We start from the raw sequence: 20,329 nt of genomic DNA, 5'->3' as shown, positions 1-20,329 counted from the left end.
TTTACCCCTGAATGCCGTTGGCGGCGCGCTTAGCCGACAGCCGAATGGCGCAGTGCGCGTGCCTTGGTCAGGATAATGTCTTCCAGCCGCTGTACGGTGGCCGCCTGCACCGGCGCTTCCACCCAGGTGCCGCCCTGCAAGGTCTGGCGGCTGGCCGCCACGCGCAGCGCATCAGCCCGCAGATCCTGATCGAGAATGGAAACCGAAATCTTCATCCGCTCGTTCGGATTGCCCGGATTGGAATACCAGTCGGTGATCAGCACGCCGCCGGAACTGTCCGCCTGCGTCAGCGGCATGAAGGACAGGGTCTCCAGGCTGGCCCGCCAGAGATAGGAATTCACGCCGATCGCGGTCACTTGCGATGCCGCGATATCGGCTTCCGGCCGTTCGCCGCCGCCACCGCAGGCCGAAAGGCCCAGTCCCAGCGCCCCGGTCAGCAGCGCGCGGGACAGGGTCCGTGCGGCAGGTGTGCCGGATAGGGCGTTCGCAAAACTCGCTCGTGACATATCGGTCCTGTAATTCGTTGACGGGCTTTGACCCGGTGCGCCTCTATAACCGTACAGGGGCACGCGGCAAGGTTCACCGGACCGCGTATCTGTTGGGACTTCCCGCGGTGAATGGCCGCTTAACCTGATTATTGCTGTTGGATGACGGCAACAGTCGGAAAAAAGGCCGGTTTGTACAACAATGTTTTCTGGCCAAACGCCCCGTTTCTGGATTAGGCATGGTTTGTCGAATGAATCGAATGATTCTCCGCACCCGGTCAGGAACCGTTAAGAGGGAACATCGTCTGTTCGGCAGGGAGTGTAAACGGGGCGATTTGAGGCAGTTGGGTGAAAAGGAACCGTAAATCACGCGCCAGGCGCATGATGGCCGCAGCGATCTGCGGCGCGGCTGCTTTCGCTCTGCCCAGCGCTGGCCTTGCACTCGCCGGTATCGAAAATCCCGTGAGCGTTGCAGTGGGTGGCCAGTTTGGCGCACTGACTCCGGCAGGCGGCGATCCGCGCATCGCGCAGCTTGTGGCCAGTCGCGGCGGGGATAATGCTCGCCTGATGCGTTTCACTCCGGCCGGTGTTGCCGAAGGTGCCAGCCGTTCGGTGACAGTTGCCGTCCGCGTGGACGAGGATGAGGTTCGGTCCTTCTCCATCCGCTCCGCGATCGATCGCGCGCAGGAAAAGGTCGCGGGCGAAGCGGTTCGCATCGCGCCGATGCGCTACAATCTCGGTATCTCTCGCGGATATCAGGCCTTTGCCAAGGCTCAGGCTCCTTCCATTTCGCAGTCGCTGTCCGACGCGAATATTCCCGATCTTTCCGCATTCCAGCCGTCCCCCGGCGCGAAGGAAAAGCCCAGCCGATTCGCCGCGCGCATTGCCGTGGATGAAGACATCAAGGCTGGCAGCGCTTCCCGCACTATCGATTCGTCGGTCGATCAGACCGTGGATCTGGCGGGTAGCTATCGCGTGACTCGCAATCTCGATGTCACGGCGGGCGTGCGCTATTCCCAGGATCGCGATCGGCTGGCGCCGATTTCCGATGCTGCCAAGCAGGATAGCCAGGCGGTTTACGTGGGAACGCAATTCCGCTTCTGATCCTATCGGATTTTCGCGCAACAAACCCCGCCTTCGGCGGGGTTTTTCTTTGGGATTCTGTTACCCCTGCCTTAAGACTGTGGCGTGTCCAGCAAGTCCGAGCCAGAGGAGAGATCATGGCGCGCGTAGCGATTGTAACCGGCGGTACGAGAGGAATTGGTAGAGCCATTTGCGAGGCTCTGAAGGCTGACGGAATGACGGTGGTGGCCAATTATGCAGGCAATGAAGAGAAGGCACGCGCCTTCACGGAAGAAACCGGAATTGCTGCATATAAATGGGATGTCGGCGATCATCAGGCCACTATGGATGGTTGCGCCCGCGTGATGGACGAAGTCGGCCCGATCGACGTGCTGGTGAACAATGCCGGGATCACGCGCGATGGCACGCTGATGAAGATGAGCTTCGAGGACTGGAACGATGTGGTCCGCATCAATCTGGGCGGTTGCTTCAACATGGCCAAGGCCTGTTTCGAAGGCATGCGTGACCGCAAGTGGGGCCGTATCGTCAATATCGGTTCGATCAATGGCCAGGCCGGGCAATATGGCCAGGTCAATTATGCTGCGGCGAAAAGCGGCATTCATGGTTTTACCAAGGCGCTGGCGCAGGAAGGTGCGCGGTTCGGCGTAACCGTGAACGCAATCGCGCCGGGCTATATCGATACCGACATGGTGGCCGCTGTCCCTGAAAACGTGCTGGAAAAGATCGTTGCCCGGATTCCGGTCGGCCGTCTGGGCCATGCTGACGAGATTGCCCGCGGCGTATCCTTCCTCGCCTCCGAGGATGGCGGGTTCATCACCGGGTCGACCCTGTCGATCAATGGCGGGCAGCACATGTATTGATTGCCCTGCGGGGCCGCGCCCGATCGGCCGGCCCCGCCACGTGATCTCAGCTGATCCAGCACCCAACCACTTTCCAGACGCCGTCTTCGCGTGCCAATGCCAGCGTCTCCGTGGCAGCGGGCTTGTTCACGAATTCAGTTCTGAACTTCACCATCTGATAACCCTTTGGCGGAGCGGGAACGCTTTCCTCGCTTACCACCTCGCGTGATAGCGCCGCTCCGAGCGGCACGCGGTCCTTTTCGGAAACACGGGTCCATCGCTCTACCGTGTTGAGTTCGCGGAAGGACGTGCCGGTGGCTTCCCAGCTCGCCAACCACTCGGCATTGTCCACGAGCTCGAGCCAATGACGGGCGGCGCTGACAGCCTCGGTTTCAGCTGCAGCGTTCCCGGTCTCGCCCGTTGCCTCGGTTCTAGGTTTGCTTTCAAGCACAGCGGGTGGGGTAAGCGCAGCCAAGGTGATGGCGGCAACAACAATGCTCATGACAAGCGATCCTCCGATTTTCCAGGCGAAGCGCATCCCCGCCTTCGGTGCGCCGCTTGCTGAATGATTCGGCGTGGCTTCGGCTCTCCCCAAATCCTTGGGCACAAAGGAATTGGGGCAGGCGCGCTCATGCTCCCGCAACTGGCGCGCGGCTTCCTTGCTACTGGTCACCTCCAGTTTGCGCCGGGCGCCGCGCAAATGATCGTTTATGGTGTGAACCGATAGGCCGAGCGCCTGTGCCATCGATTTTGCATCATGCCCCTGCAGGATCAGACGCAAAGTCTGCTTTTCCCGCTCCGTCAGCGAAGGGCAATTTTTCGTCATACACCCGTCTAGATCGCCGCCTCGAATCGAGGCCACCCCAAAAAAATCGTGGGTTGTTCACGCCAGCGGGTTAAATGAGGGCGATCATGGCCACACCATATCACCCGCCAGTCAAACATTCGGTCGAGATTGCAGGTCACAAGACCTCGATCAGTCTTGAACCGCTCTTCTGGGAAATGCTGGAGGAGGCGGCCCGGGCCGAGGGCGTTCCGATCAATAGTATTGTTGCGCGCATCGATGCGGAGCGTATCGCGGCTGAAACGCCCCCGGGGCTGGCGGGCGCCATTCGCCTGTGGCTGGTGGCGCGCCGGGCCGGGCTTGCACCGGATCAGTAAGTGGCCGGCGGGTCGCTTGCGGGGAAGCTTTCGTCGCTGGCTTCGTCGGTTTCGCTCCATTTTCGCGCTGGCTTGTCGGCCATCGCTTCGGGGCCTGCGTCGCGAACCGTACCCGACTGCCCTTCAGCAAAGGCAGCATGACGTTCAGACTTCGATTTCTCGTAATATTTGTACCCGACAAATGCGAGTGTTCCGATTGCGGCGAGTTTCAACAGTGCCATTCAGCAACCTTCCTTTCTCGTTTCGTCGACTCAATGCTTGGCACGGCGGTTTGTTCTCACGTACCGCAACGGAACAGGGGCTTTTCCGCGCTTCGAGCCATGTTGACGCTGAAGCGCCGCAATTTCTAAGGCTGACTTCATGAGCACGAACCGCAAACCGATCCGCAAGGCAGTCTTCCCCGTGGCGGGGCTGGGCACACGCTTTCTTCCCGCCACCAAGGCCATCCCCAAGGAGCTGCTGCCCGTGGTGGACCGGCCGCTGATCCAATATGCGGTCGATGAAGCACGCGAAGCGGGGATCGAACAGATGATCTTCGTCACCGGACGCGGCAAGACGGCGATCGTCGAACATTTCGATATCGCCTTTGAACTCGAAACCACGATGAAGGAACGCGGCAAGGATCTGTCCGTGCTGGATCCTACCCGCGCGACGCCGGGCGACATCATCACCGTGCGCCAACAGGTGCCGATGGGCCTTGGCCATGCGATCTGGTGCGCCCGTGCAATCGTGGGGGACGAACCCTTCGCCATTCTCCTGCCGGACGAACTGATGGTCGGCCAGCCGGGCTGCATGGCACAGATGGTTGAAGCCTATAATGAAGTCGGCGGAAATCTGGTTTCCGTGCTCGAAGTCCCGCATGAAGAAGTATCGAGCTATGGAGTGATCGATCCAGGCGCGGTCGATGGTGCGCTGACCGAAGTGAAAGGCCTGGTCGAAAAGCCGCCGGTGGACAAGGCGCCGTCCAACAAGATCGTTTCGGGCCGCTATATCCTGCAACCGGAAGTGATGCGCACTCTCGAAACTCAGGAAAAGGGGGCGGGCGGCGAAATCCAGCTGACCGACGCCATGGCGAAGATGATTGGCGACCAGCCTTTCCACGCCGTGACCTTCGAAGGCCGACGCTTCGATTGCGGCAGCAAGACCGGCTTTGTGGAAGCGACCCTGGCCCTGGCGCTGGAGCGGGAAGATATGGGCGCCGAAGTGCGCGAAATCGCCCGGCGCCTGCTCGGCTGATCAAACCCCAAGGATTGAACACGGCGCCCGCCGGCAGTCAGCCTGCCGCGCGGGCGCTTTCTTTTGGAGCGCCATCCATTCGGACAATGCGGGCTGTATGTGCCCCAGACGCAATTCGGGCGCCGGATCGCTCCGGCGCCCGATAATCTCCCGTCCAGGGGAAACTGGTGCTTATTCGTCGCCGCCGCCTTTGCCGCCGGCACTTTCGTCCAGCGCGAGCTGCGTAACCATGTAGGGGCGCGGATCGACCGGTTCGCCCGCCAGGCGGACTTCGTAATGCAGATGCGGCCCGGTGGAACGGCCGGTGGAGCCGACATAACCGATCAACTGGCCCTTATGGACGCGGTCGCCGGCAGAAACTTCATAGCCTGACAGATGGGCATAGCGGGTTTCCAGTTCGCCACCATGTTCGATCTGGATGTAATTGCCATAGGAACCGAAGCGCGAAGCGCGCGAAACCATGCCATCAGCGGTTGCATAGACCGGCGTGCCGGAAGGCCCTGCCAGGTCGACACCGTTATGCTGGCGGCGCTTGCGCAGGATCGGGTGGTTGCGCATCCCGTAATCGCTGGTCAGCGCCACGCCCTGCACCGGCATACCGGCGGGAACCATGATACGTGCCCGTGGAGTGGCCGCGAGCTGGCCGTTCGTGTCCATGTCCTTCCAGCTGGCGAACAATTCCTGGAATTCGGCATCGCCAGTGGCGCCGCCTGCTGCGTCAGGATTGATTGCACCGGTGATCTGGGTGGCGGTCGTCGTCTCGTTGGCCTGGGCCGGCACTGCCGTAATCGAAAGAGCGGCGCTGGCGAAGGAGCCAAGTGCGAGTTTTGCGATCATGCGACACGTATCCCGTCTTCTTTATGGGCGACCCGACCGCCCATTTTTGCTTCATGCGGTTGGCGCAAAGGGCACCTGCGGCAAAAAGCCGCCCGCTTCGGCTGTTTAATTCTGAGATCGTCGGAACCCCCCGCGGTCTCGTTGATTGTTACGTAAGCGGGTGAAGGTTAATTAGACAACCGGGCTGTAGTAATCCCGCGATAGACCGGCAGCGAGGCGCGCCGAGTCGTTGAATGGTGGTTTGAGAGCCCCCCGAAAGTGTTCCTGAACCAGCATTTTCCAGTGATTCTTCGGTTCCAAACCGGCTTTTGCGCAAAATCTCGCGAAATGGCTTGCGCCCGTGCGGACGTGCCGGATCTCGTCGTCAAGGATTCGTTCGAGAATTTTCGCCCCGTTTTCATCGCCCTGCGCGCGTATGCGTTCGAGCGTTCCCGGCGTCACATCCAGCCCGCGCGCTTCCAGAACCATCGGCACAACGGCCAGCCGGGCGGCAACGTCATGGCGCGTTTCCATTGCCGCTTCCCACAGCCCGTCATGCGCCGGCAAGGCTGCATAATGTGATCCGAGCTGCCGCAATTTGCGGTCGATCAGCGCGAAATGCATCGCTTCATCGGCTGCCACGGCCAGGAAATCACCGACGAATTCCTCACCCATTTCCGCGCCGAACCGGCCCGCCATGTCCAGGGCCAGGTCAATCGCGACGAATTCGATATGGGCCAGCGAATGCCACAGGGCGATCTGGCCGCGCAGAGATCCGCCGCGCCCGCGCTTGGGCATCCGGTTGGGCGGCAGCAGTTCCAGTTCTGCCGGCCAGGCCGGACGGTCGGGCATTTCGGCATTGGGGGCGAAACCCAGATCACCCTTGCGCCACTGGCGCACCAGTCTGCGCGTCGCCATGACCTTGTCGCGCGGATCGCCCGTCAGCAGGGCGCCGCGAATCGCTTCGAATACCGAGATCACGCCCTTGTTCTCAGAGCGCTTTTGCCGCGTCGAGAACTTCGGCGGCGTGGCCCTTCACCTTAACCTTGCGCCAGACACGGGCGATCTTCCCTTCGGCGTCGACCAGATAGGTCGTCCGTTCCATGCCCATATAGGTCCGGCCATACATGTTCTTTTCGACCCAGATGCCCAGCGCATCGGCCAGCCCGTTTTCCACCGGATCGGATGCGAGCGGTGCCGCCAGTCCGTGCTTGGCGATGAATTTGCCGTGCTTTGCCGGCGGATCCTTGCTGACGCCCAGCAGCGCAATGCCGGCGGCGTCGAATTCCGCCTTCAGTTCGGTGAAATCCTTGTTCTCCGTGGTGCAGCCCGGCGTGTCATCCTTGGGGTAGAAGAACAGGACCAGCGGCTTGCCCCTGAATTCCGACAGGCGGAGTTCCTTTTCATCCGGTGTTTCCAGCGCGATGTCGGGTAAAGTGTCGCCAATATCGGGGCGGTCGCTCATCAGTCGATCTCCAGTTTTTCGCCGAACAGCGTGTTCCATGTCGCGGCGACGCCATGCCGCGCTTCGGAAAAGTCTTTCAAGAGGCTGTCGAAATCATCGCAATGGCACGCACGGGCCAGCGCCGCGCAGGATGGCGGCGGCGGTTCGGTGCATTCGGGCGCGAACAACCGCGCCGAAATCAGCATCCGGGCAATCAGCGAGAAATGCCCGGCGAAGCTTTCCGGCAGGAAGCCCGCCCCGGTCAGTTCGTCGATCGCCTTTTCCAGTGCCGGCTGAAAGGCCATCCGTTCCCGCAATTGCAGATAGTGGATGATGAATTCGCAATCGACGAGGCCGCCCCGCAGCAATTTTGCATCCAGCAACCCCTTGGGCGGTTTGTGGGTGGCGATATCGCCGCGCATTTTCAGCACATCGGCCCGCAATTTCTCTGCATCGCGCGGCTCTGCCAGAACATTGCGGATGATGGCGGCGAGATCCGCCTTCCCCTGTTCCGGCCCGAACACGGGCCGTGCGCGGCACAGGGCCATATGTTCCCAGGTCCAGGCATCTTCCGCCTGATACCGGGCGAAGCTGTCCAGGCTGACGGCGATTGGCCCTTGCGCGCCCTGTGGGCGGAGCCGCGTATCCACCTCGTACAGGGCACCTTCGGCGGTCGGAACACTCAACGCCGCCGTCACGCGCTGGGCAAGGCGATTGAAATAGAGCGATGCGGTGAGCGGACGCGGCCCGTCCGATTCCACGCCGATCTGTCCGGTGAAGAGATATACGAGATCGAGATCGGAGGCATGGGTCAACGCGCCGCCGCCCAGCCTGCCGAGGCCGAGGACCAGCAATTCGCTGCCTTCCACCCGGCCATGGGCCTTTTCGAATTCGGCACAGGCGGCGCGGGCGGCCGTGTCCAGCGCGGCCTCCGCCACGCGGGCCAGGCCGGATCCGATATCCAGCGGATCGTGCCGCCCTTCGGTGAGCTGCACGCCCAGGGCGAAGCGTTCTTCCCCCACCACCTGCCGCACCCGGTCCAGCTTGCGTTCGTAATCGTCATCCGGTTCGTGGCGCTGCATCCGGGCGGCCAGTTCTTCCACCGATCCGGGCAGGTCCAGCGCGCTGTAATCGATCATCCGGTCCAGCAATTCGGGGCGCCGCGCCAGTTCATCGGCCAGCGGCTGCGCCAGGGTGAGCACGCGCAACACCTGCTGTAACAATCCCGGACGCTGTTCGAACAGGCGGAACAGATTGACGGCCGTGGGCAGCCTGGCGAGGAATGTTTCCCATCTCGCCATGGCCCGTTCCGGTTCCGATGCTTCGGCCAGATCGTCGATCAGGGTCGGCAGGATCGCATCGAAGGCCTTGCGCGCTTCGGCGCTGCGCAGGCTGCGGATAGTATCCTTCCACTTGTCCGACCTGTCGGCAAAGCGCTGGCGCTGTTCCGGGCTTATGCCGCTGTGCCTTTCCGGTTCATCCTTCCCCAGAAGGTCGGAATAGAGATCCGCCACTTTTGCGGAAATGGCGCGCAATTCTTCCAGCAGGGTTTCGCCATCCGCCAGCCCGTCCAGCCGGGCGACATTGTCCAGCGCGGCCGCATTGGCAGGCAGGCTGTGGGTCTGCCGGTCCTCCACCATCTGCAGCCGATGTTCGATCACGCGCAGCCGGTCATAGGATTTGCCGAGCAGTTGGGCATCTTCGGCCGCGATGATCCCTTCCGCCGCCAATGCGTCCAACGCGGCGCGCGTGCCGCGCAGGCGCAGCGCGGGGTTGCGCCCGCCATGAACCAGCTGATGCGTCTGGGCGAAGAATTCGATCTCCCGAATGCCGCCACGCCCGCGCTTGATATCGAAGCCGGGGCCGGGTTCGCGCAGCCCGTCATAGGTCTGGCGGATGCGCGCGGTCAGCCGGCGAATATCCTCGATCGCGGTGAAATCCAGGCTGCGGCGCCACACGAAGGGGCGGATTGCAGCCAGGAAGTCTTCCCCCTTGCCGATATCGCCGGAACATGCGCGTGCGCGGATGAAGGCGGCGCGTTCCCATGCCAGGGCGGAACTTTCATAATGGGTCAGCGCGGCATCCACCGGAATGGCGAGCGGGGTTATTTCCGATGCCGGGCGCAATCGCAGATCGACCCGGAAGACATAGCCTTCCGCCGTCTGGTGGGACATCAGTTCCATGATCGTGCGGGCATATCTCTGCGCCGCTTCGCCCGGTTCGTCCCTTTCGCGCCGGGGCAGCGTTTGCGGGTCGAACAACAGGATCGGATCGATATCGGAACTGTAATTGAGTTCCTGCGCGCCATGTTTTCCCAGTGCCAGCGCAAAGAAACCGGCGGGTTCTTCATCCGGGACACGGCGCAGAATCGCTTCCCGGATCGCAGCATCCAGCGCGCGATCGGCAAAAGCGCTGAGTTCGGACATGACCCGTTCGAGCGGGAATGCCCCGGCCAGATCCCCGATGGCCAGTGTCAGCGCGAGAGAGAGCCTTTCCCGCCGCAGGGCCACATCCACGCTTTCCGCATCGTCCCCCGCATGGCGGGAGGCGGCCAGCGCCGCTTCCCCTTCGCCGCGGGCGAGCATTTCGGCAAGTTCGGGCCGGCGTTGCAACGCCAGCGCAAGAAAGGGCGCATGTGCCTGCGCGCGTTCGATCGCTCCCTGCCAATCAGCCGACATGGGATGCAGCCCTGCATGGTCGGAGAGGGAAGGGCAAGACCCCGCAATCGGGCCGAGCTTGCGGTGCGGGCCGTGCTTTGCCAAACGGCGATCAAACCAGAGCCTTGAAGGTGGTTTCCAGATGATCCGCAATTCTTTGACCATCGCGGCCGCGGCCGCCATTGCCGCTGTCGGTGCACGGGCGGAAACGCCTGTTTTCGCCGATGTGGAACCGGGCGCGATTTCCGAAGCGACGATGAAGGAGGTGACGAAAACCCTCTCTTCCGATGAATTCGAAGGGCGCGAACCGGGCACTGCCGGTGAAGAAAAGACGCTGGATTATCTGGTGGAGAAACTGCGCGATGCGGGCCTGCAGCCGGGCAATGACGGCAGTTGGTTCCAGGACGTGCCGCTGGTGGAAATCACCGCCGACAATTTCGAGGAATTGCGGATTGGCGGCCCGGCGGCGGATCTGCGTTACCGGCCGAGGGCGGACTGGGTCGGCGTAACCTATCGCGAAGACCGGCGGATCGATCTGGACGATAGCGAGATCGTCTTTGTCGGCTTTGGCATCAATGCCCCCGAAAAAGGCTGGAACGATTATGCCGGCGTGGACATGCGCGGCAAGACGGCGCTGATCCTGGTGAACGATCCGGATTATGACAGTGAAGAGCTGCAGGGCACGTTCAACGGCAAGGCGATGACCTATTACGGCCGCTGGACCTATAAATATGAAGAGGCGGCCCGGCAGGGCGCCGCAGCCGCGCTGATCGTGCATGAGGATTACCCGGCCGCCTATGGCTGGAACGTGGTCGAAAGCAGCTGGACCGGGCCGCAAGCCTATGCCGAACGCGGCAATGGCGGGGCGGATCAGACCATGGTCAATGGCTGGGTGCAGAAGGAAGTGGCAGAAGCGATATTGCAGGCCGCCGGTCAGGATTTTCTCGCCCTGTCGGCAGCGGCGAAACGGCCGGGCTTCAAGCCTGTTGCCTTGGGGCTGACGGCTTCGACCGGGTTCGATAATTCGGTCCGCAAATTCGCTTCGAAGAATGTGATCGGCATTCTGCCGGGCAGCGAACGGCCTGATGAATATGTCCTCCATTCCGCCCATTGGGACCATCTCGGCCATTGCACGCCGAATGCGGAAGGGGACGATATCTGCAATGGTGCGATCGACAATGCGACCGGAACCGCCGCGCTGGTCGCCCTGGGCGAAGCGCATGTGAAAGCCGGCCCCACCGCAAGAACGCAAGTGTTCCTTGCCGTGACGGCGGAGGAATCGGGCCTGCTCGGTTCTGAATATTACGGGGCCACCCCTGTCTTCCCGCTGGACCGCACGGTTGGCGGGCTGAACATGGATGCCTTGTTCCTGGCCGGGCCGGCGCATGACGTGACAGTGGTCGGCGGCGGGAAAAGCACGCTGGATGCCTATCTCGATCATGCCCTGTCCGATCTCGGCCGCGTTGCCACGCCCGACAGTGCACCGCAGGCCGGCTATTATTACCGTTCCGACCATTTCAGCTTCGCCAAGCGCGGCGTGCCGATGTTCTATATCGATGGCGGGGAAGACCTGCTGGATGGTGGCCGCGCAGCGGGGGAGGCATATTCCGCCGCTTATCGCGAAAACGCCTATCACGGGCCGGATGACGAATATGATCCCGCCTGGGACTGGAGCGGGGTGATGCAGGACCTGCAGCTATATTACCGGCTTGGCCGGATGCTGGGCGAAACGACGGATTGGCCCAATTGGTACGAGGGTGATGAATTCCGCGCCATTCGGGATGAAAGCTGTGCGGCGGAAGGAGGGTGCTGATCCCATGACATTGCATATGCCGGCGGAATTCGCCCCGCAGGACTGGATCTGGATCGGCTTCCCGCATGACGAGCGGGAATGGCCGGGCGTGCTGCACCGCGCGCAGGAACAGATTGCCGCTTTTGCCAATGCCGTCGCCGAAACCGGGCAGGAAGTGCGGCTGGTTGTTCGCGATGCCGCAAACGAGATGCGCGCGCGCGATCTGGTCAGCGGCGCGGTGACATGTGAACGCCACGTCTATGGCGATATCTGGTTGCGCGATACCGGGCCGCTGGTCCTGCCCGATGGCAAGGGCGGGCGCATTGCCCGTCGTTTCGGCTTCAACGGCTGGGGCGGCAAGTTCGAGATGGAGGGCGATCACACGGTTGGCGCCGCGCTGGCAGCATCTGCCGGTCTGCCATGCGACAGCACCGACTGGGTGCTGGAAGGCGGCGCGATTGACACGGACGGCACCGGCCTTGCCGTCACCACCGAACAATGCCTGCTCAACCCGAACCGCAATCCCGGCCTCAGCAAGGACGAGATTGCCGCCAACCTGGCGCGGGATCTGGGGTTCGAACGGATATTGTGGCTGGGCGATGGATTGCTGAACGATCACACGGATGGCCATGTCGATAATCTGGCGCGTTTCGTGGCGCCCGGCCGGCTCGCCCTGCCGCTGCCCAGCGGGCCGGATGATCCCAATGCCGCGATCTATGCCGATGCGCGGGCCCGCGCCCTGGATTTCGGCCTGGATGTTGCGGATGTCCCCTCTCCCGGCATGATGGGTGAAGGCGATCATGTGGAACCGGCCAGTTACATGAATTTCGCCATCTGCAGCGATATCGTGATCGTGCCGATCTACGGTTCGGTTCATGACGAGGATGGCGTGGCTGCCGTGCGCGAACTGTTTCCGCACCGGGCGGTAATCGGCCTTATGGCCGATGCCGTGCTGGCCGGCGGGGGCAGTTTCCATTGCGCCAGCCAGCATGTCCCCTCTCTCGCCTAGGCGGGCGGTAATATTTCGTTAGGGATTGCGCGCGAAAATGCCCGCATGGGCACTGCAATCGCAATCCGGGCCGGACTTGCCGCACGCGGCATGGAATTCCTGCGTCTTGCGACCGTGCTGGCATGTGCCTGCGTGTTGATCGCCGCCGGCCGCGCACTGCCTTTCTGATCCCTCTGCCTCGCGGCGTCATCCCGACATCTTGATGCGACGAGCGGGCCGGTTGTGCCCGCCCTGAGTCTTGTCTTGCGACGGCATGACCTACTAGAAGGCGCCAAAATCCAATTCTTCCGGAGATGGAACGCCTGATGTCTACTCAGCCCACAGCAACCGACCTGTCACAGGAAATCGCCCGTGTCTTCGCCCTGCAGCAGGCGCACCAGTGGGACGTCAAAGCCTCCGGCGCGGAAGAGCGGAAGGCGAAGCTGCAGCGACTGAAGGATTCGGTTGAAGCCCATGCGGACGATATCGTCGCCGCCGTGCTGGAAGATACACGCAAGCCGGAAGGCGAAATCCGCGTGACCGAGGTGATGAACATTGTCGGCAATATCCAGCGCAATATCGACAATCTCGATGAATGGATGAAGCCTACCGAAGTCACGCCGTCCAACAATCCGGATGACCGGGCGCAGATCATCTATGAAGCGCGCGGCGTGTGCCTGGTGCTGGGTCCCTGGAACTTCCCGCTGGGCCTGACGCTGGGGCCGGTGGCCGCGGCGATTGCAGCGGGCAATTGCTGCATGATCAAGCTGACCGATCTGTGCCCGGCCACGGCGCGTATCGCCAAGGTCATCATCGAGGAATGTTTCGAAGAGAATGAAATCGCCCTGTTTGAAGGCGATGTCAGCGTGGCGGAGGCCCTGCTGGACCTGCCCTTCAACCACATCTTCTTCACCGGCAGCACGCGCGTGGGCAAGATCGTGATGGCCGCCGCGGCCAAACACCTTGCCACCGTCACGCTGGAACTGGGCGGCAAGAGCCCGGTCATCATCGACGATGGCGCGAATATCGAAGGTATCGGTGCCGCGCTGGCTGCCGCCAAGCAGTTCAATGGCGGCCAGGCCTGTATTTCGCCCGATTATGTCTTCGTGAAGGAAGACAAGCAGGCGCAACTGGTCGAATCCTTCAAGGCCAATGTGCAGAAGAACCTCTATAACGAGGACGGATCGCTCAAGAAGGAAAGTATCGCGCAGATCGTCAACAAGGCCAATTTCGACCGCGTGAAGGGCATGTTCGACGATGCGGTGGAAAAGGGTGCGACCGTGGCCGCCGGTGGCACGTTCGAGGAAGAAGACCTCACCATCCACCCGACCATGCTGACCAATGTCACCCCGCAGATGAAGATCCTGCAGGATGAAATCTTCGCGCCGGTCATCCCGGTGATGACTTATGACAGCCTGGATCAGGCAATCGATTATATCGATGCGCGCGACAAGCCGCTGGCTCTGTATATGTTCAGCCCGAATGAGGATAATGTCGCCCGGGTGCTCAACCGCACGTCATCCGGCGGCACGACGATCAATGGCGTGTTCTCCCACTATCTGGAAAACAACCTGCCCTTTGGCGGCGTGAATGCCAGCGGCATGGGCAGCTATCACGGCTATTTCGGCTTCAAGGCGTTCAGCCACGAACGCGCCGTGTACCGCCACACGGCCTGACCGGCGCTTTTGCCTTGGGCTCAGCGCTTGTTCCGCGCGGAGCCCAGGGCGAACAGCATGATTGCGGGAACCGCGCAGCCCAGCGCAAGCCCACCGATCCCGCCCCACAATGTTCCCGTATTACCGCCCAGCATCGCGCCGATCATGGCGCCGCCAATGGCCAGCAGGACGGGGAACAGGCAACCTAAAGCAAGCATGATATTTGCGGGCCGGGGCCTGCGCCACAACGGCGCGCCCCGGCATCCCGGTCAGCGAAGGTCCGGCGCGGTGGCGCCTTCCTTCAGCAGGGCAATCGCTTCATCAAGGGAGAGGAATTTCTGTTCCTTTTCGCCCAGCGTGCGCATGGCGACCGTGCCTTCCTCGGCCTCTCTCTTCCCGACCACCAGCAGATGCGGGACCTTTTTCACCGAGTGTTCGCGGACCTTGTAATTGATCTTTTCATTGCGAAGATCGCTTTCCACGCGAATGCCCGCGGCCTGCAGTTTGGCGACGGCTTCCTTCGCATAATCATCCGCGTCTGAAACGATCGTGGCCACCACGGCCTGAACCGGCGCCAGCCACAGCGGCAGCTTGCCGGCGAAATGTTCGATCAGGATGCCGATGAAGCGTTCATAGGAACCGAAGATCGCGCGGTGCAGCATGATCGGGCGGTGGCGTTCGCCATCCTCCGCCACATAGGTCGCATCCAGCCGTTCGGGCAGCACGCGGTCGGACTGGATCGTGCCGACCTGCCAGGTGCGGCCGATCGCGTCGGTCAGGTGCCATTCCAGCTTTGGCGCATAAAAGGCGCCTTCGCCGGGCAGTTCTTCCCAGCCATATTCTTCCGTCGCCAATCCGGCGCGGACCACCGCATCGCGCAATTCCGCCTCTGCCTGGTCCCACATTTCGTCCGTGCCGAAACGGCGTTCGGGCCGCAGGGCCAGCTTGATCGAATAGGAAAAGCCGAAATCGCGATAGACCCGGTCCGCCAGTTCGCAGAACTTGCGCACTTCTTCCACGATCTGGTCTTCGCGGCAGAAGATATGCGCATCGTCCTGGGTGAACTGGCGCACGCGCATCAGCCCATGCAGCGCGCCATGCGGTTCGTTACGGTGGCAGCAGCCATTTTCGTAGATGCGCAGGGGCAGGTCGCGATAGGACTTGATGCCCTGTTTGAAGATCAGGACATGCGCCGGGCAGTTCATCGGCTTCAGCGCCATCCAGTCGGCCTCGCCGCTGATTATGTCGCCTTCATCTTCGGTATTCGGCACCTCGTCGGGGATGACGAACATGTTTTCCCGATATTTGCCCCAATGGCCGGACTGTTCCCACTGGTGGGCGTCCATCACCTGCGGCGTCTTCACTTCGCGATAGCCCGCACCGTCAATCGCGCGGCGCATATATGCTTCCAGCTCGCGCCAGATGACAAAACCCTGCGGATGCCAGAAGACGCTGCCATGCGCCTCCTGCTGCAGGTGGAACAGGTCCATTTCGGAACCCAGCTTGCGGTGATCGCGCTTGGCCGCTTCTTCCAGCCGAACCAGATGCGCGTTCAGCTGCTTCTTGTTGAGCCAGCCCGTGCCATAAATGCGCGTCAGCTGCGCATTGCGCTGATCGCCCCGCCAATAGGCGCCGGCCACGCGCATCAGCTTGAAAGCCTGCGGATCGAGCTTGCCCGTGCTGGGAAGATGCGGCCCGCGGCACATGTCCAGCCACGAACCTTCCTCGTTCGGGGTGCCGGACCAATAGACGGACAGCTCCTCGCCTTCGGGCAGTTCCTTCGCCCATTCGGCCTTGAAGGTTTCGCCTTCCCTTTCCCACTTGTCGATCAGCTGCTGGCGGCTCCAGACCTCGCGGTGCAAGGGTTTGTCGGCCTTGATGATCTCGCGCATCTTTTCCTCGATGGCGGGCAAGTCATCCATGGAAAAGGGATCGCGGCTGTCGGGCGCCTTTACGTCGTAATAGAACCCGTCCTCGGTCGCCGGGCCGAAAGTGATCTGTGTGCCGGGCCACAGGGCCTGCACCGCTTCCGCCAGCACATGGGCATAATCGTGCCGGGCGAGTTCCAGCGCCTCTTCCTCGTCCCGGCTGGTGATCAGTGCCAGTTCCGTGTCGCCTTCCAGCGGGCGGTTGATGTCCCGCATTTCGCCATTCACGCGCGCGGCAATCGCCGCCTTGGCGAGGCCGGGGCCGATTGCCGCCGCCACATCGGCAGGGGTGGTTCCGGCCGGCATCTCGCGAACCGAACCGTCGGGCAGGCTGATTTTCAACATTTCGCTCATCGTATGCCGTCTTTCTGTTTGCGGCGCGATGGCACAAAGCCGCGCTCGCTGAAAGTCCCGGCGCCGGTCTTGCAGAAATCGGGATGCGGGAGGTGACGCCGAACCGCCCGATCCCGGGCGGCGACGGCTGCGGTCAGGACGCGGCCGAACGCCCCCGGATCGCCGGGGTGGTGGTAGTGTTCGTGGTGGTCATGCCGTTCATCACGAGTGGTAGATAGGATGGGAATCCCAAAAAGTCACTAAAGCGGTCACTCGTCCTCGGGAACGGAGAAGGTGCCGGTAACGCGGCCCCCCGCGCTTTCGCCCGAAGGCGTGCTGCCCCGGCCATCCACGCTGGCCACCCCGCTGCGCAGGTCGATCACCAGTCGGCCCCCGTTCAACGTATCGCCATCGCGCTTCAGCGTGACACCGCCGGAAAGGATGATCACCCGCCGGTTGAAATCATAAATGCCCGCCGCGCCGCTTGCCTGTTCCCCGCCGCGCGTCACCGTGACGCCGCCAGTGGCATCTATCCGCTGGATCTGCAGCCGTTCCTCGTTGGAATAGGAAACGGTGGTGCGCCCTGCCGTCAGCCGCAGATTTCCCTGCGTGAAAACCACATCGCCAGACAGGACGACGCGATCCTGCCGGTCCTGCAATTCGATCCGGTCCGCGGCAAAATCGATCGGCTGGTTGGCGTTGAACCCGGCAAAGCCCTGCGCCCCGGCAAGGGACTGGAACCCCAGACCGGCAATCGCCGCCGCCGCGAATCCGCCCAGCAGCGAACGCATGGCGATCCGCTTCAGCGAATGCGGGCGAGGATTGGGCGCGATGTCCATTGCTGCGCTCCTTACTTCTGCGCGGGGGCCATGGGAAGTCATCGTGTACGCATCTTCGACGGGGTCATGCGCAGCCTTGCATTCCCGATCAGCGTTACCGTGTGTTCGGACAGGTCGGCACGCATCCGGTCGGCCGAGAAAGTGCCAGCCGGGGTTTGCCCTTCCACGCGGCCATCGCCGGTTACAACCCGTTCCGGCAGGTCGGCTGAAACATTGCTGGCCGACATGGTATAGCCATCGGCGGCCCGGAACTGGACCACACCGTCGATCCTCACGGTTTCCTGGTCGATATCGTATTCGCCCGATGCGGCACTTAGCACTGCCGGGCCTTCGGACAGCAGCAGCCGGGCGGTAAGATCGTTCAGTTCGACCACGGGCACGCTGGCGCTGCGCTGCACCGCCTGGCCGGCCGAAAGCGAGAACGGACGCCCCCGCCGGTCATCCCCGCGATAAATGGCGTGGTCGACCCGCAGCCTGTCTTCAGCGATCGCGACCTTGTTGCGATCAAGCAGGAAGCTGACCTCCCCCCGCGGGCTGAGCGGGGCGATCAGCATGGTTGCCGCCACCGCCCCCACCAGTGCAGGCAGGCCGATGGCCAGCCAGCGCACGATCCGGTCCAGCGGGCTGCCGGGCGCGGCGAAGGTGCGGCGCCTGTCGCGGAGGTGGTCAGCCTGCTTGGTCATGGCGTGCCGTCAAAAGTCCTGCCTCAAGCCTCGTGGCTGAAGATGTCCTTGTCCGCCCAGCCGGCAATATCCAGCCTGGCGCGTGTGGGTAGGAAATCGAAACAGGCCTGTGCCAGTTCCCGCCGCCCTTCACGGGCCAGACGTTCCTCGAATACTTCCACCAGTCGGTGGAGATAGCGCACATCGGATGCGGCATATTCGCGCTGCGCATCGTTGATGACCGGCGCACCCCAATCGCTCGACTGCTGCTGCTTGGAAATCTCCTCGCCCAGCAATTCGCTGACGATATTCTTCAGTCCGTGCCGATCGGTGAAGGTGCGGGTCAGCTTGCTGGCGATCTTGGTGCAGAATACCGGTGCGGCGGTGACGCCCAGATAATATTCGATCGCCGCCAGGTCGAACCGCGCGAAGTGATAGAGCTTGGTCCGCGCCGGATCGGCCAGCACAGCCTTGAGATTGGGCGCGTCGAAACTGCTGTCCTTCGCGAAGCGCACGAGATGTTCATCCCCCCGGCCATCGCTGATCTGCAACAGACACAGCCGGTCACGGGGCGTGATCAGGCCCATGGTTTCAGTGTCAACCGCGACTGCGCCGGGCGCCAGTGCGTCTGCGGGAAGGTCTTCTTCGTGGAAATAGATTGCCATGGGCCGGGGCCTTAGGACCATCGGGGAAAGAGGGAAAGAGGCGGCTGGCAGTTCGCCTGTGCCCGGGATAGGTAACAGGGATGAGCGAAAGCGTGCCTGAAAGCTGGCGGAAGCCGCTTGAACCCGTGCTGACCAACCGTGAAGCGCGCCAGTTGGGCGGCTGGCTGCGGGCAGAAGAAGATGCCGGCAAGCAGGTATTCCCGCCGCGTGGACAGCGCCTGCGCGCATTGGAACTGACCCCGCTGGATTCGGTGAAAGTGGTGATCCTGGGGCAGGATCCCTATCACGGGCCAGGGCAGGCGCATGGCTTGTCCTTTTCCGTGCCGGAAGGCGTGAAGCAGCCACCGTCCCTGGTGAATATTTTCAAGGAATTGCGCAGCGATCTGGGCGTGACGCCGCCGGCCGATGGCAATCTGGAACGGTGGGCGAAACAGGGCGTCCTGCTGCTCAACAATTCGCTGACCGTGGAAAGCGGCAAGGCCGGCAGCCATGCCGGGCGCGGCTGGGAAGCGGTTACCGATGCCGCGGTGGCGGCCGTGGCGCAGCGGGCTGAACCATGCGTTTTCATCCTGTGGGGCAGCCACGCCCAGTCCAAGGCGGCGCGGATACCGGAATTGGCGAGCAGTGACCGGCATCTGATAATCCGGTCCCCGCATCCCAGCCCGCTTTCCGCCCATCGCGGCTTTTTCGGATCGCGCCCTTTCAGCAGGGCGAACGCATTCCTGGAAGAACAAGGGTGCGGCGCGATAGACTGGTAGGGATGGGCAAGCGGGAAGCCTGCTTCATCCCTCTTCGGCCAGGCCCATCCATTCGAAGGCGGAGATTTCCGGCCCGCTCTCATTGATGGTCGTCCTGCGCATGTCGCGGCGATATTCGTTGGAAAGCAATGGCGTTGCCGCATGCATGGTGCAGCGATTGTCCCAGATCACGAGATCGTGCTGTCGCCACTGATGGCGATAGATGAAACGGTCCTGCGTGGCGTGGGCGTAGAGATGTTCCACCAGTTCGCGGCCCTCTTCCTCGTCCATTCCCACCACACCTGTGCAATGGCCACCGATGAACAGTGATTTGCGCCCATCGTCCAGTGTGCGGACCAGATCGTGCTGCACCGCGGGGAAGGGGATCATGCGCCGCATTTCCGGCGTGATTTCCCCTTTCAGCCCGGCACGGCGGCGGCCTTCCCAGAAATCGTGCAGACCGACCAGCCGATCGATTCGCTCCTTCAGCTCTTCCGGCAATGCGTCATAGGCGGCGCGTGTATCGGCAAACCATGTATCGCCTCCGGCTTCGGGCGGCGGCGTTTCATGGCCGCGCAGCAATGACCATTTCGTCGGCATGGAATGGAATGAACTGTCCGTATGGAACCGTTCCGCCCCGCGTGACAATTTCCCCTCTTCCGCGCCGTATGAGATGATCCGTCCGTCCCGGTCCAGATTGCCGGCATAGAACATTGTGGGGTCGAACACTCGCTCCCCGCAGGGCATCGGTTGCGCGTCATTCCTGCGGCTGGGCAGTTCCAGCGGGCCAAACGCACGGCTGAAGATCTTCTGCTGTTCATCGGTAATATCGGCGCCGCGAATGACGAGCACGCCGAAACGTGCCATGGCGCGCTCGACAGATTCGATCAGCTGGACTGTTGGGTGCCCGGTGAAGTCGGCACCGTGCATTTCGGCCGCGAATAGCGGGTGCAAGGGCCTGATTCCCACCTATTAATCCTTTACCAACTGGCATCGCCCGGCCCAATGC

Annotated in this window: 22 protein-coding genes; 9 read left to right on the top strand and 13 right to left on the bottom strand. The window is 62.3% G+C overall.

The features are described 5' to 3' along the window. Positions 1–29: 29 nt before the first annotated feature. The gene (locus WYH_RS10465) at positions 30–506 is read right to left on the bottom strand and encodes a DUF3576 domain-containing protein (protein ID WP_046903791.1); all 477 of its coding nucleotides are present in this window, start codon (positions 504–506) and stop codon (positions 30–32) included. A gap of 327 nt (positions 507–833) precedes the next feature. Between WYH_RS10465 and WYH_RS10460 the strand changes: the two genes are divergently transcribed. Both WYH_RS10460 and phbB read left to right on the top strand, forming a co-directional pair. Beyond that, on the top strand, positions 834–1,589 hold the full coding sequence (locus tag WYH_RS10460; protein WP_244877905.1) for a hypothetical protein: 756 nt from the start codon (positions 834–836) through the stop codon (positions 1,587–1,589). A gap of 116 nt (positions 1,590–1,705) precedes the next feature. Further along, the gene (gene phbB / locus WYH_RS10455; RefSeq protein WP_046903789.1) at positions 1,706–2,428 is read left to right on the top strand and encodes an acetoacetyl-CoA reductase; all 723 of its coding nucleotides are present in this window, start codon (positions 1,706–1,708) and stop codon (positions 2,426–2,428) included. A 46-nt stretch (positions 2,429–2,474) separates the two neighbouring features. On the opposite strand, the gene WYH_RS10450 is transcribed toward phbB, so the two are convergent. Further along, on the bottom strand, positions 2,475–3,233 hold the full coding sequence (locus WYH_RS10450) for a helix-turn-helix domain-containing protein (protein WP_046903788.1): 759 nt from the start codon (positions 3,231–3,233) through the stop codon (positions 2,475–2,477). An 86-nt stretch (positions 3,234–3,319) separates the two neighbouring features. Here WYH_RS10450 and WYH_RS10445 point away from each other — a divergent pair, with 86 nt between their 5' ends. Further along, positions 3,320–3,568, top strand: a complete 249-nt coding sequence (locus WYH_RS10445; RefSeq protein ID WP_046905062.1) for a ribbon-helix-helix domain-containing protein — start codon at positions 3,320–3,322, stop codon at positions 3,566–3,568. Here WYH_RS10445 and WYH_RS10440 read toward each other — a convergent pair. Then, positions 3,562–3,789, bottom strand: a complete 228-nt coding sequence (locus WYH_RS10440; protein WP_046903787.1) for a hypothetical protein — start codon at positions 3,787–3,789, stop codon at positions 3,562–3,564. The genes WYH_RS10445 and WYH_RS10440 overlap by 7 nt on opposite strands. Before the next feature lie 139 nt (positions 3,790–3,928). On the opposite strand from WYH_RS10440, the gene galU reads away from it, so the two are divergent. Continuing rightward, complete coding sequence (gene galU, locus WYH_RS10435) at positions 3,929–4,804, top strand: UTP--glucose-1-phosphate uridylyltransferase GalU (RefSeq protein WP_046903786.1); 876 nt, start codon at positions 3,929–3,931, stop codon at positions 4,802–4,804. A gap of 171 nt (positions 4,805–4,975) precedes the next feature. On the opposite strand, the gene WYH_RS17300 is transcribed toward galU, so the two are convergent. The 4 genes from WYH_RS17300 to WYH_RS10415 all read right to left on the bottom strand — a co-directional run bounded on the left by WYH_RS17300 (position 4,976) and on the right by WYH_RS10415 (position 9,742). Then, positions 4,976–5,641 (bottom strand): M23 family metallopeptidase, encoded by a 666-nt coding sequence (locus WYH_RS17300; protein ID WP_046903785.1) that lies wholly within the window; start codon positions 5,639–5,641, stop codon positions 4,976–4,978. A 171-nt stretch (positions 5,642–5,812) separates the two neighbouring features. Beyond that, positions 5,813–6,601 (bottom strand): ferritin-like domain-containing protein, encoded by a 789-nt coding sequence (locus WYH_RS10425; protein ID WP_046903784.1) that lies wholly within the window; start codon positions 6,599–6,601, stop codon positions 5,813–5,815. 10 nt (positions 6,602–6,611) lie between these two features. Further along, a complete protein-coding gene (locus tag WYH_RS10420) occupies positions 6,612–7,085 on the bottom strand; it encodes a peroxiredoxin (protein ID WP_046903783.1) in 474 nt (157 codons plus the stop codon). Beyond that, positions 7,085–9,742 (bottom strand): [protein-PII] uridylyltransferase family protein, encoded by a 2,658-nt coding sequence (locus WYH_RS10415; protein WP_046903782.1) that lies wholly within the window; start codon positions 9,740–9,742, stop codon positions 7,085–7,087. The genes WYH_RS10420 and WYH_RS10415 overlap by 1 nt, the downstream gene beginning before the upstream one ends. Before the next feature lie 121 nt (positions 9,743–9,863). Here WYH_RS10415 and WYH_RS10410 point away from each other — a divergent pair, with 121 nt between their 5' ends. The 4 genes from WYH_RS10410 to WYH_RS10400 all read left to right on the top strand — a co-directional run bounded on the left by WYH_RS10410 (position 9,864) and on the right by WYH_RS10400 (position 14,177). Beyond that, positions 9,864–11,534: a M28 family peptidase gene (locus WYH_RS10410; RefSeq protein ID WP_179945406.1), complete on the top strand. Its 1,671-nt coding sequence runs from the start codon at positions 9,864–9,866 to the stop codon at positions 11,532–11,534. Positions 11,535–11,538: 4 nt separating this feature from the next. Next, positions 11,539–12,522: an agmatine deiminase family protein gene (locus tag WYH_RS10405; protein WP_053833533.1), complete on the top strand. Its 984-nt coding sequence runs from the start codon at positions 11,539–11,541 to the stop codon at positions 12,520–12,522. Positions 12,523–12,567: 45 nt separating this feature from the next. Continuing rightward, complete coding sequence (locus WYH_RS17295; RefSeq protein WP_268908392.1) at positions 12,568–12,690, top strand: hypothetical protein; 123 nt, start codon at positions 12,568–12,570, stop codon at positions 12,688–12,690. Between the two features lie 137 nt (positions 12,691–12,827). Further along, complete coding sequence (locus WYH_RS10400) at positions 12,828–14,177, top strand: aldehyde dehydrogenase family protein (RefSeq protein WP_046905060.1); 1,350 nt, start codon at positions 12,828–12,830, stop codon at positions 14,175–14,177. Positions 14,178–14,197: 20 nt separating this feature from the next. Here the strand turns inward: WYH_RS10400 and WYH_RS16865 are convergent, their stop codons facing one another. The 5 genes from WYH_RS16865 to WYH_RS10380 form a co-directional block, all read right to left on the bottom strand. Then, positions 14,198–14,374, bottom strand: a complete 177-nt coding sequence (locus tag WYH_RS16865) for a hypothetical protein (RefSeq protein WP_156320126.1) — start codon at positions 14,372–14,374, stop codon at positions 14,198–14,200. Between the two features lie 51 nt (positions 14,375–14,425). Continuing rightward, positions 14,426–16,438, bottom strand: a complete 2,013-nt coding sequence (thrS, locus tag WYH_RS10395; RefSeq protein WP_046903780.1) for a threonine--tRNA ligase — start codon at positions 16,436–16,438, stop codon at positions 14,426–14,428. 248 nt (positions 16,439–16,686) lie between these two features. Then, a complete protein-coding gene (locus WYH_RS10390; protein ID WP_046903779.1) occupies positions 16,687–17,256 on the bottom strand; it encodes an LptA/OstA family protein in 570 nt (189 codons plus the stop codon). A 38-nt stretch (positions 17,257–17,294) separates the two neighbouring features. Next, positions 17,295–17,939 carry an LPS export ABC transporter periplasmic protein LptC gene (gene lptC, locus WYH_RS10385; RefSeq protein ID WP_046903778.1) on the bottom strand — a complete coding sequence of 215 codons (645 nt, stop codon included), beginning with the start codon at positions 17,937–17,939 and terminating at the stop codon, positions 17,295–17,297. Between the two features lie 23 nt (positions 17,940–17,962). Next, on the bottom strand, positions 17,963–18,583 hold the full coding sequence (locus WYH_RS10380) for a ribonuclease D (RefSeq protein WP_046903777.1): 621 nt from the start codon (positions 18,581–18,583) through the stop codon (positions 17,963–17,965). An 80-nt stretch (positions 18,584–18,663) separates the two neighbouring features. On the opposite strand from WYH_RS10380, the gene WYH_RS10375 reads away from it, so the two are divergent. Further along, complete coding sequence (locus WYH_RS10375; RefSeq protein WP_046903776.1) at positions 18,664–19,341, top strand: uracil-DNA glycosylase; 678 nt, start codon at positions 18,664–18,666, stop codon at positions 19,339–19,341. Positions 19,342–19,365: 24 nt separating this feature from the next. Here the strand turns inward: WYH_RS10375 and WYH_RS10370 are convergent, their stop codons facing one another. Then, positions 19,366–20,289 carry a TauD/TfdA dioxygenase family protein gene (locus WYH_RS10370; RefSeq protein ID WP_156320125.1) on the bottom strand — a complete coding sequence of 308 codons (924 nt, stop codon included), beginning with the start codon at positions 20,287–20,289 and terminating at the stop codon, positions 19,366–19,368. Positions 20,290–20,329 lie beyond the last annotated feature (40 nt).

Origin of the sequence: Croceibacterium atlanticum (assembly GCF_001008165.2) — a bacterium.
GTDB lineage: Bacteria > Pseudomonadota > Alphaproteobacteria > Sphingomonadales > Sphingomonadaceae > Croceibacterium_C > Croceibacterium_C atlanticum.
The sequence above is the reverse complement of the archived record's forward strand: the minus strand, read 5'-3'. Positions and strand labels throughout refer to the sequence as shown.

Coding starts and splice junctions, on each gene's coding strand:
- WYH_RS10465 (WP_046903791.1), bottom strand. CDS start 506: ATGTCACGAGCGAGTTTTGCGAACGCCCTATCCGGCACACCTGCCGCA.
- phbB (WP_046903789.1), top strand. CDS start 1,706: ATGGCGCGCGTAGCGATTGTAACCGGCGGTACGAGAGGAATTGGTAGA.
- WYH_RS10450 (WP_046903788.1), bottom strand. CDS start 3,233: ATGACGAAAAATTGCCCTTCGCTGACGGAGCGGGAAAAGCAGACTTTG.
- WYH_RS10445 (WP_046905062.1), top strand. CDS start 3,320: ATGGCCACACCATATCACCCGCCAGTCAAACATTCGGTCGAGATTGCA.
- WYH_RS10440 (WP_046903787.1), bottom strand. CDS start 3,789: ATGGCACTGTTGAAACTCGCCGCAATCGGAACACTCGCATTTGTCGGG.
- galU (WP_046903786.1), top strand. CDS start 3,929: ATGAGCACGAACCGCAAACCGATCCGCAAGGCAGTCTTCCCCGTGGCG.
- WYH_RS17300 (WP_046903785.1), bottom strand. CDS start 5,641: ATGATCGCAAAACTCGCACTTGGCTCCTTCGCCAGCGCCGCTCTTTCG.
- WYH_RS10420 (WP_046903783.1), bottom strand. CDS start 7,085: ATGAGCGACCGCCCCGATATTGGCGACACTTTACCCGACATCGCGCTG.
- WYH_RS10415 (WP_046903782.1), bottom strand. CDS start 9,742: ATGTCGGCTGATTGGCAGGGAGCGATCGAACGCGCGCAGGCACATGCG.
- WYH_RS10410 (WP_179945406.1), top strand. CDS start 9,864: ATGATCCGCAATTCTTTGACCATCGCGGCCGCGGCCGCCATTGCCGCT.
- WYH_RS10405 (WP_053833533.1), top strand. CDS start 11,539: ATGACATTGCATATGCCGGCGGAATTCGCCCCGCAGGACTGGATCTGG.
- WYH_RS17295 (WP_268908392.1), top strand. CDS start 12,568: ATGGGCACTGCAATCGCAATCCGGGCCGGACTTGCCGCACGCGGCATG.
- WYH_RS10400 (WP_046905060.1), top strand. CDS start 12,828: ATGTCTACTCAGCCCACAGCAACCGACCTGTCACAGGAAATCGCCCGT.
- WYH_RS16865 (WP_156320126.1), bottom strand. CDS start 14,374: ATGCTTGCTTTAGGTTGCCTGTTCCCCGTCCTGCTGGCCATTGGCGGC.
- thrS (WP_046903780.1), bottom strand. CDS start 16,438: ATGAGCGAAATGTTGAAAATCAGCCTGCCCGACGGTTCGGTTCGCGAG.
- WYH_RS10390 (WP_046903779.1), bottom strand. CDS start 17,256: ATGGACATCGCGCCCAATCCTCGCCCGCATTCGCTGAAGCGGATCGCC.
- lptC (WP_046903778.1), bottom strand. CDS start 17,939: ATGACCAAGCAGGCTGACCACCTCCGCGACAGGCGCCGCACCTTCGCC.
- WYH_RS10380 (WP_046903777.1), bottom strand. CDS start 18,583: ATGGCAATCTATTTCCACGAAGAAGACCTTCCCGCAGACGCACTGGCG.
- WYH_RS10375 (WP_046903776.1), top strand. CDS start 18,664: ATGAGCGAAAGCGTGCCTGAAAGCTGGCGGAAGCCGCTTGAACCCGTG.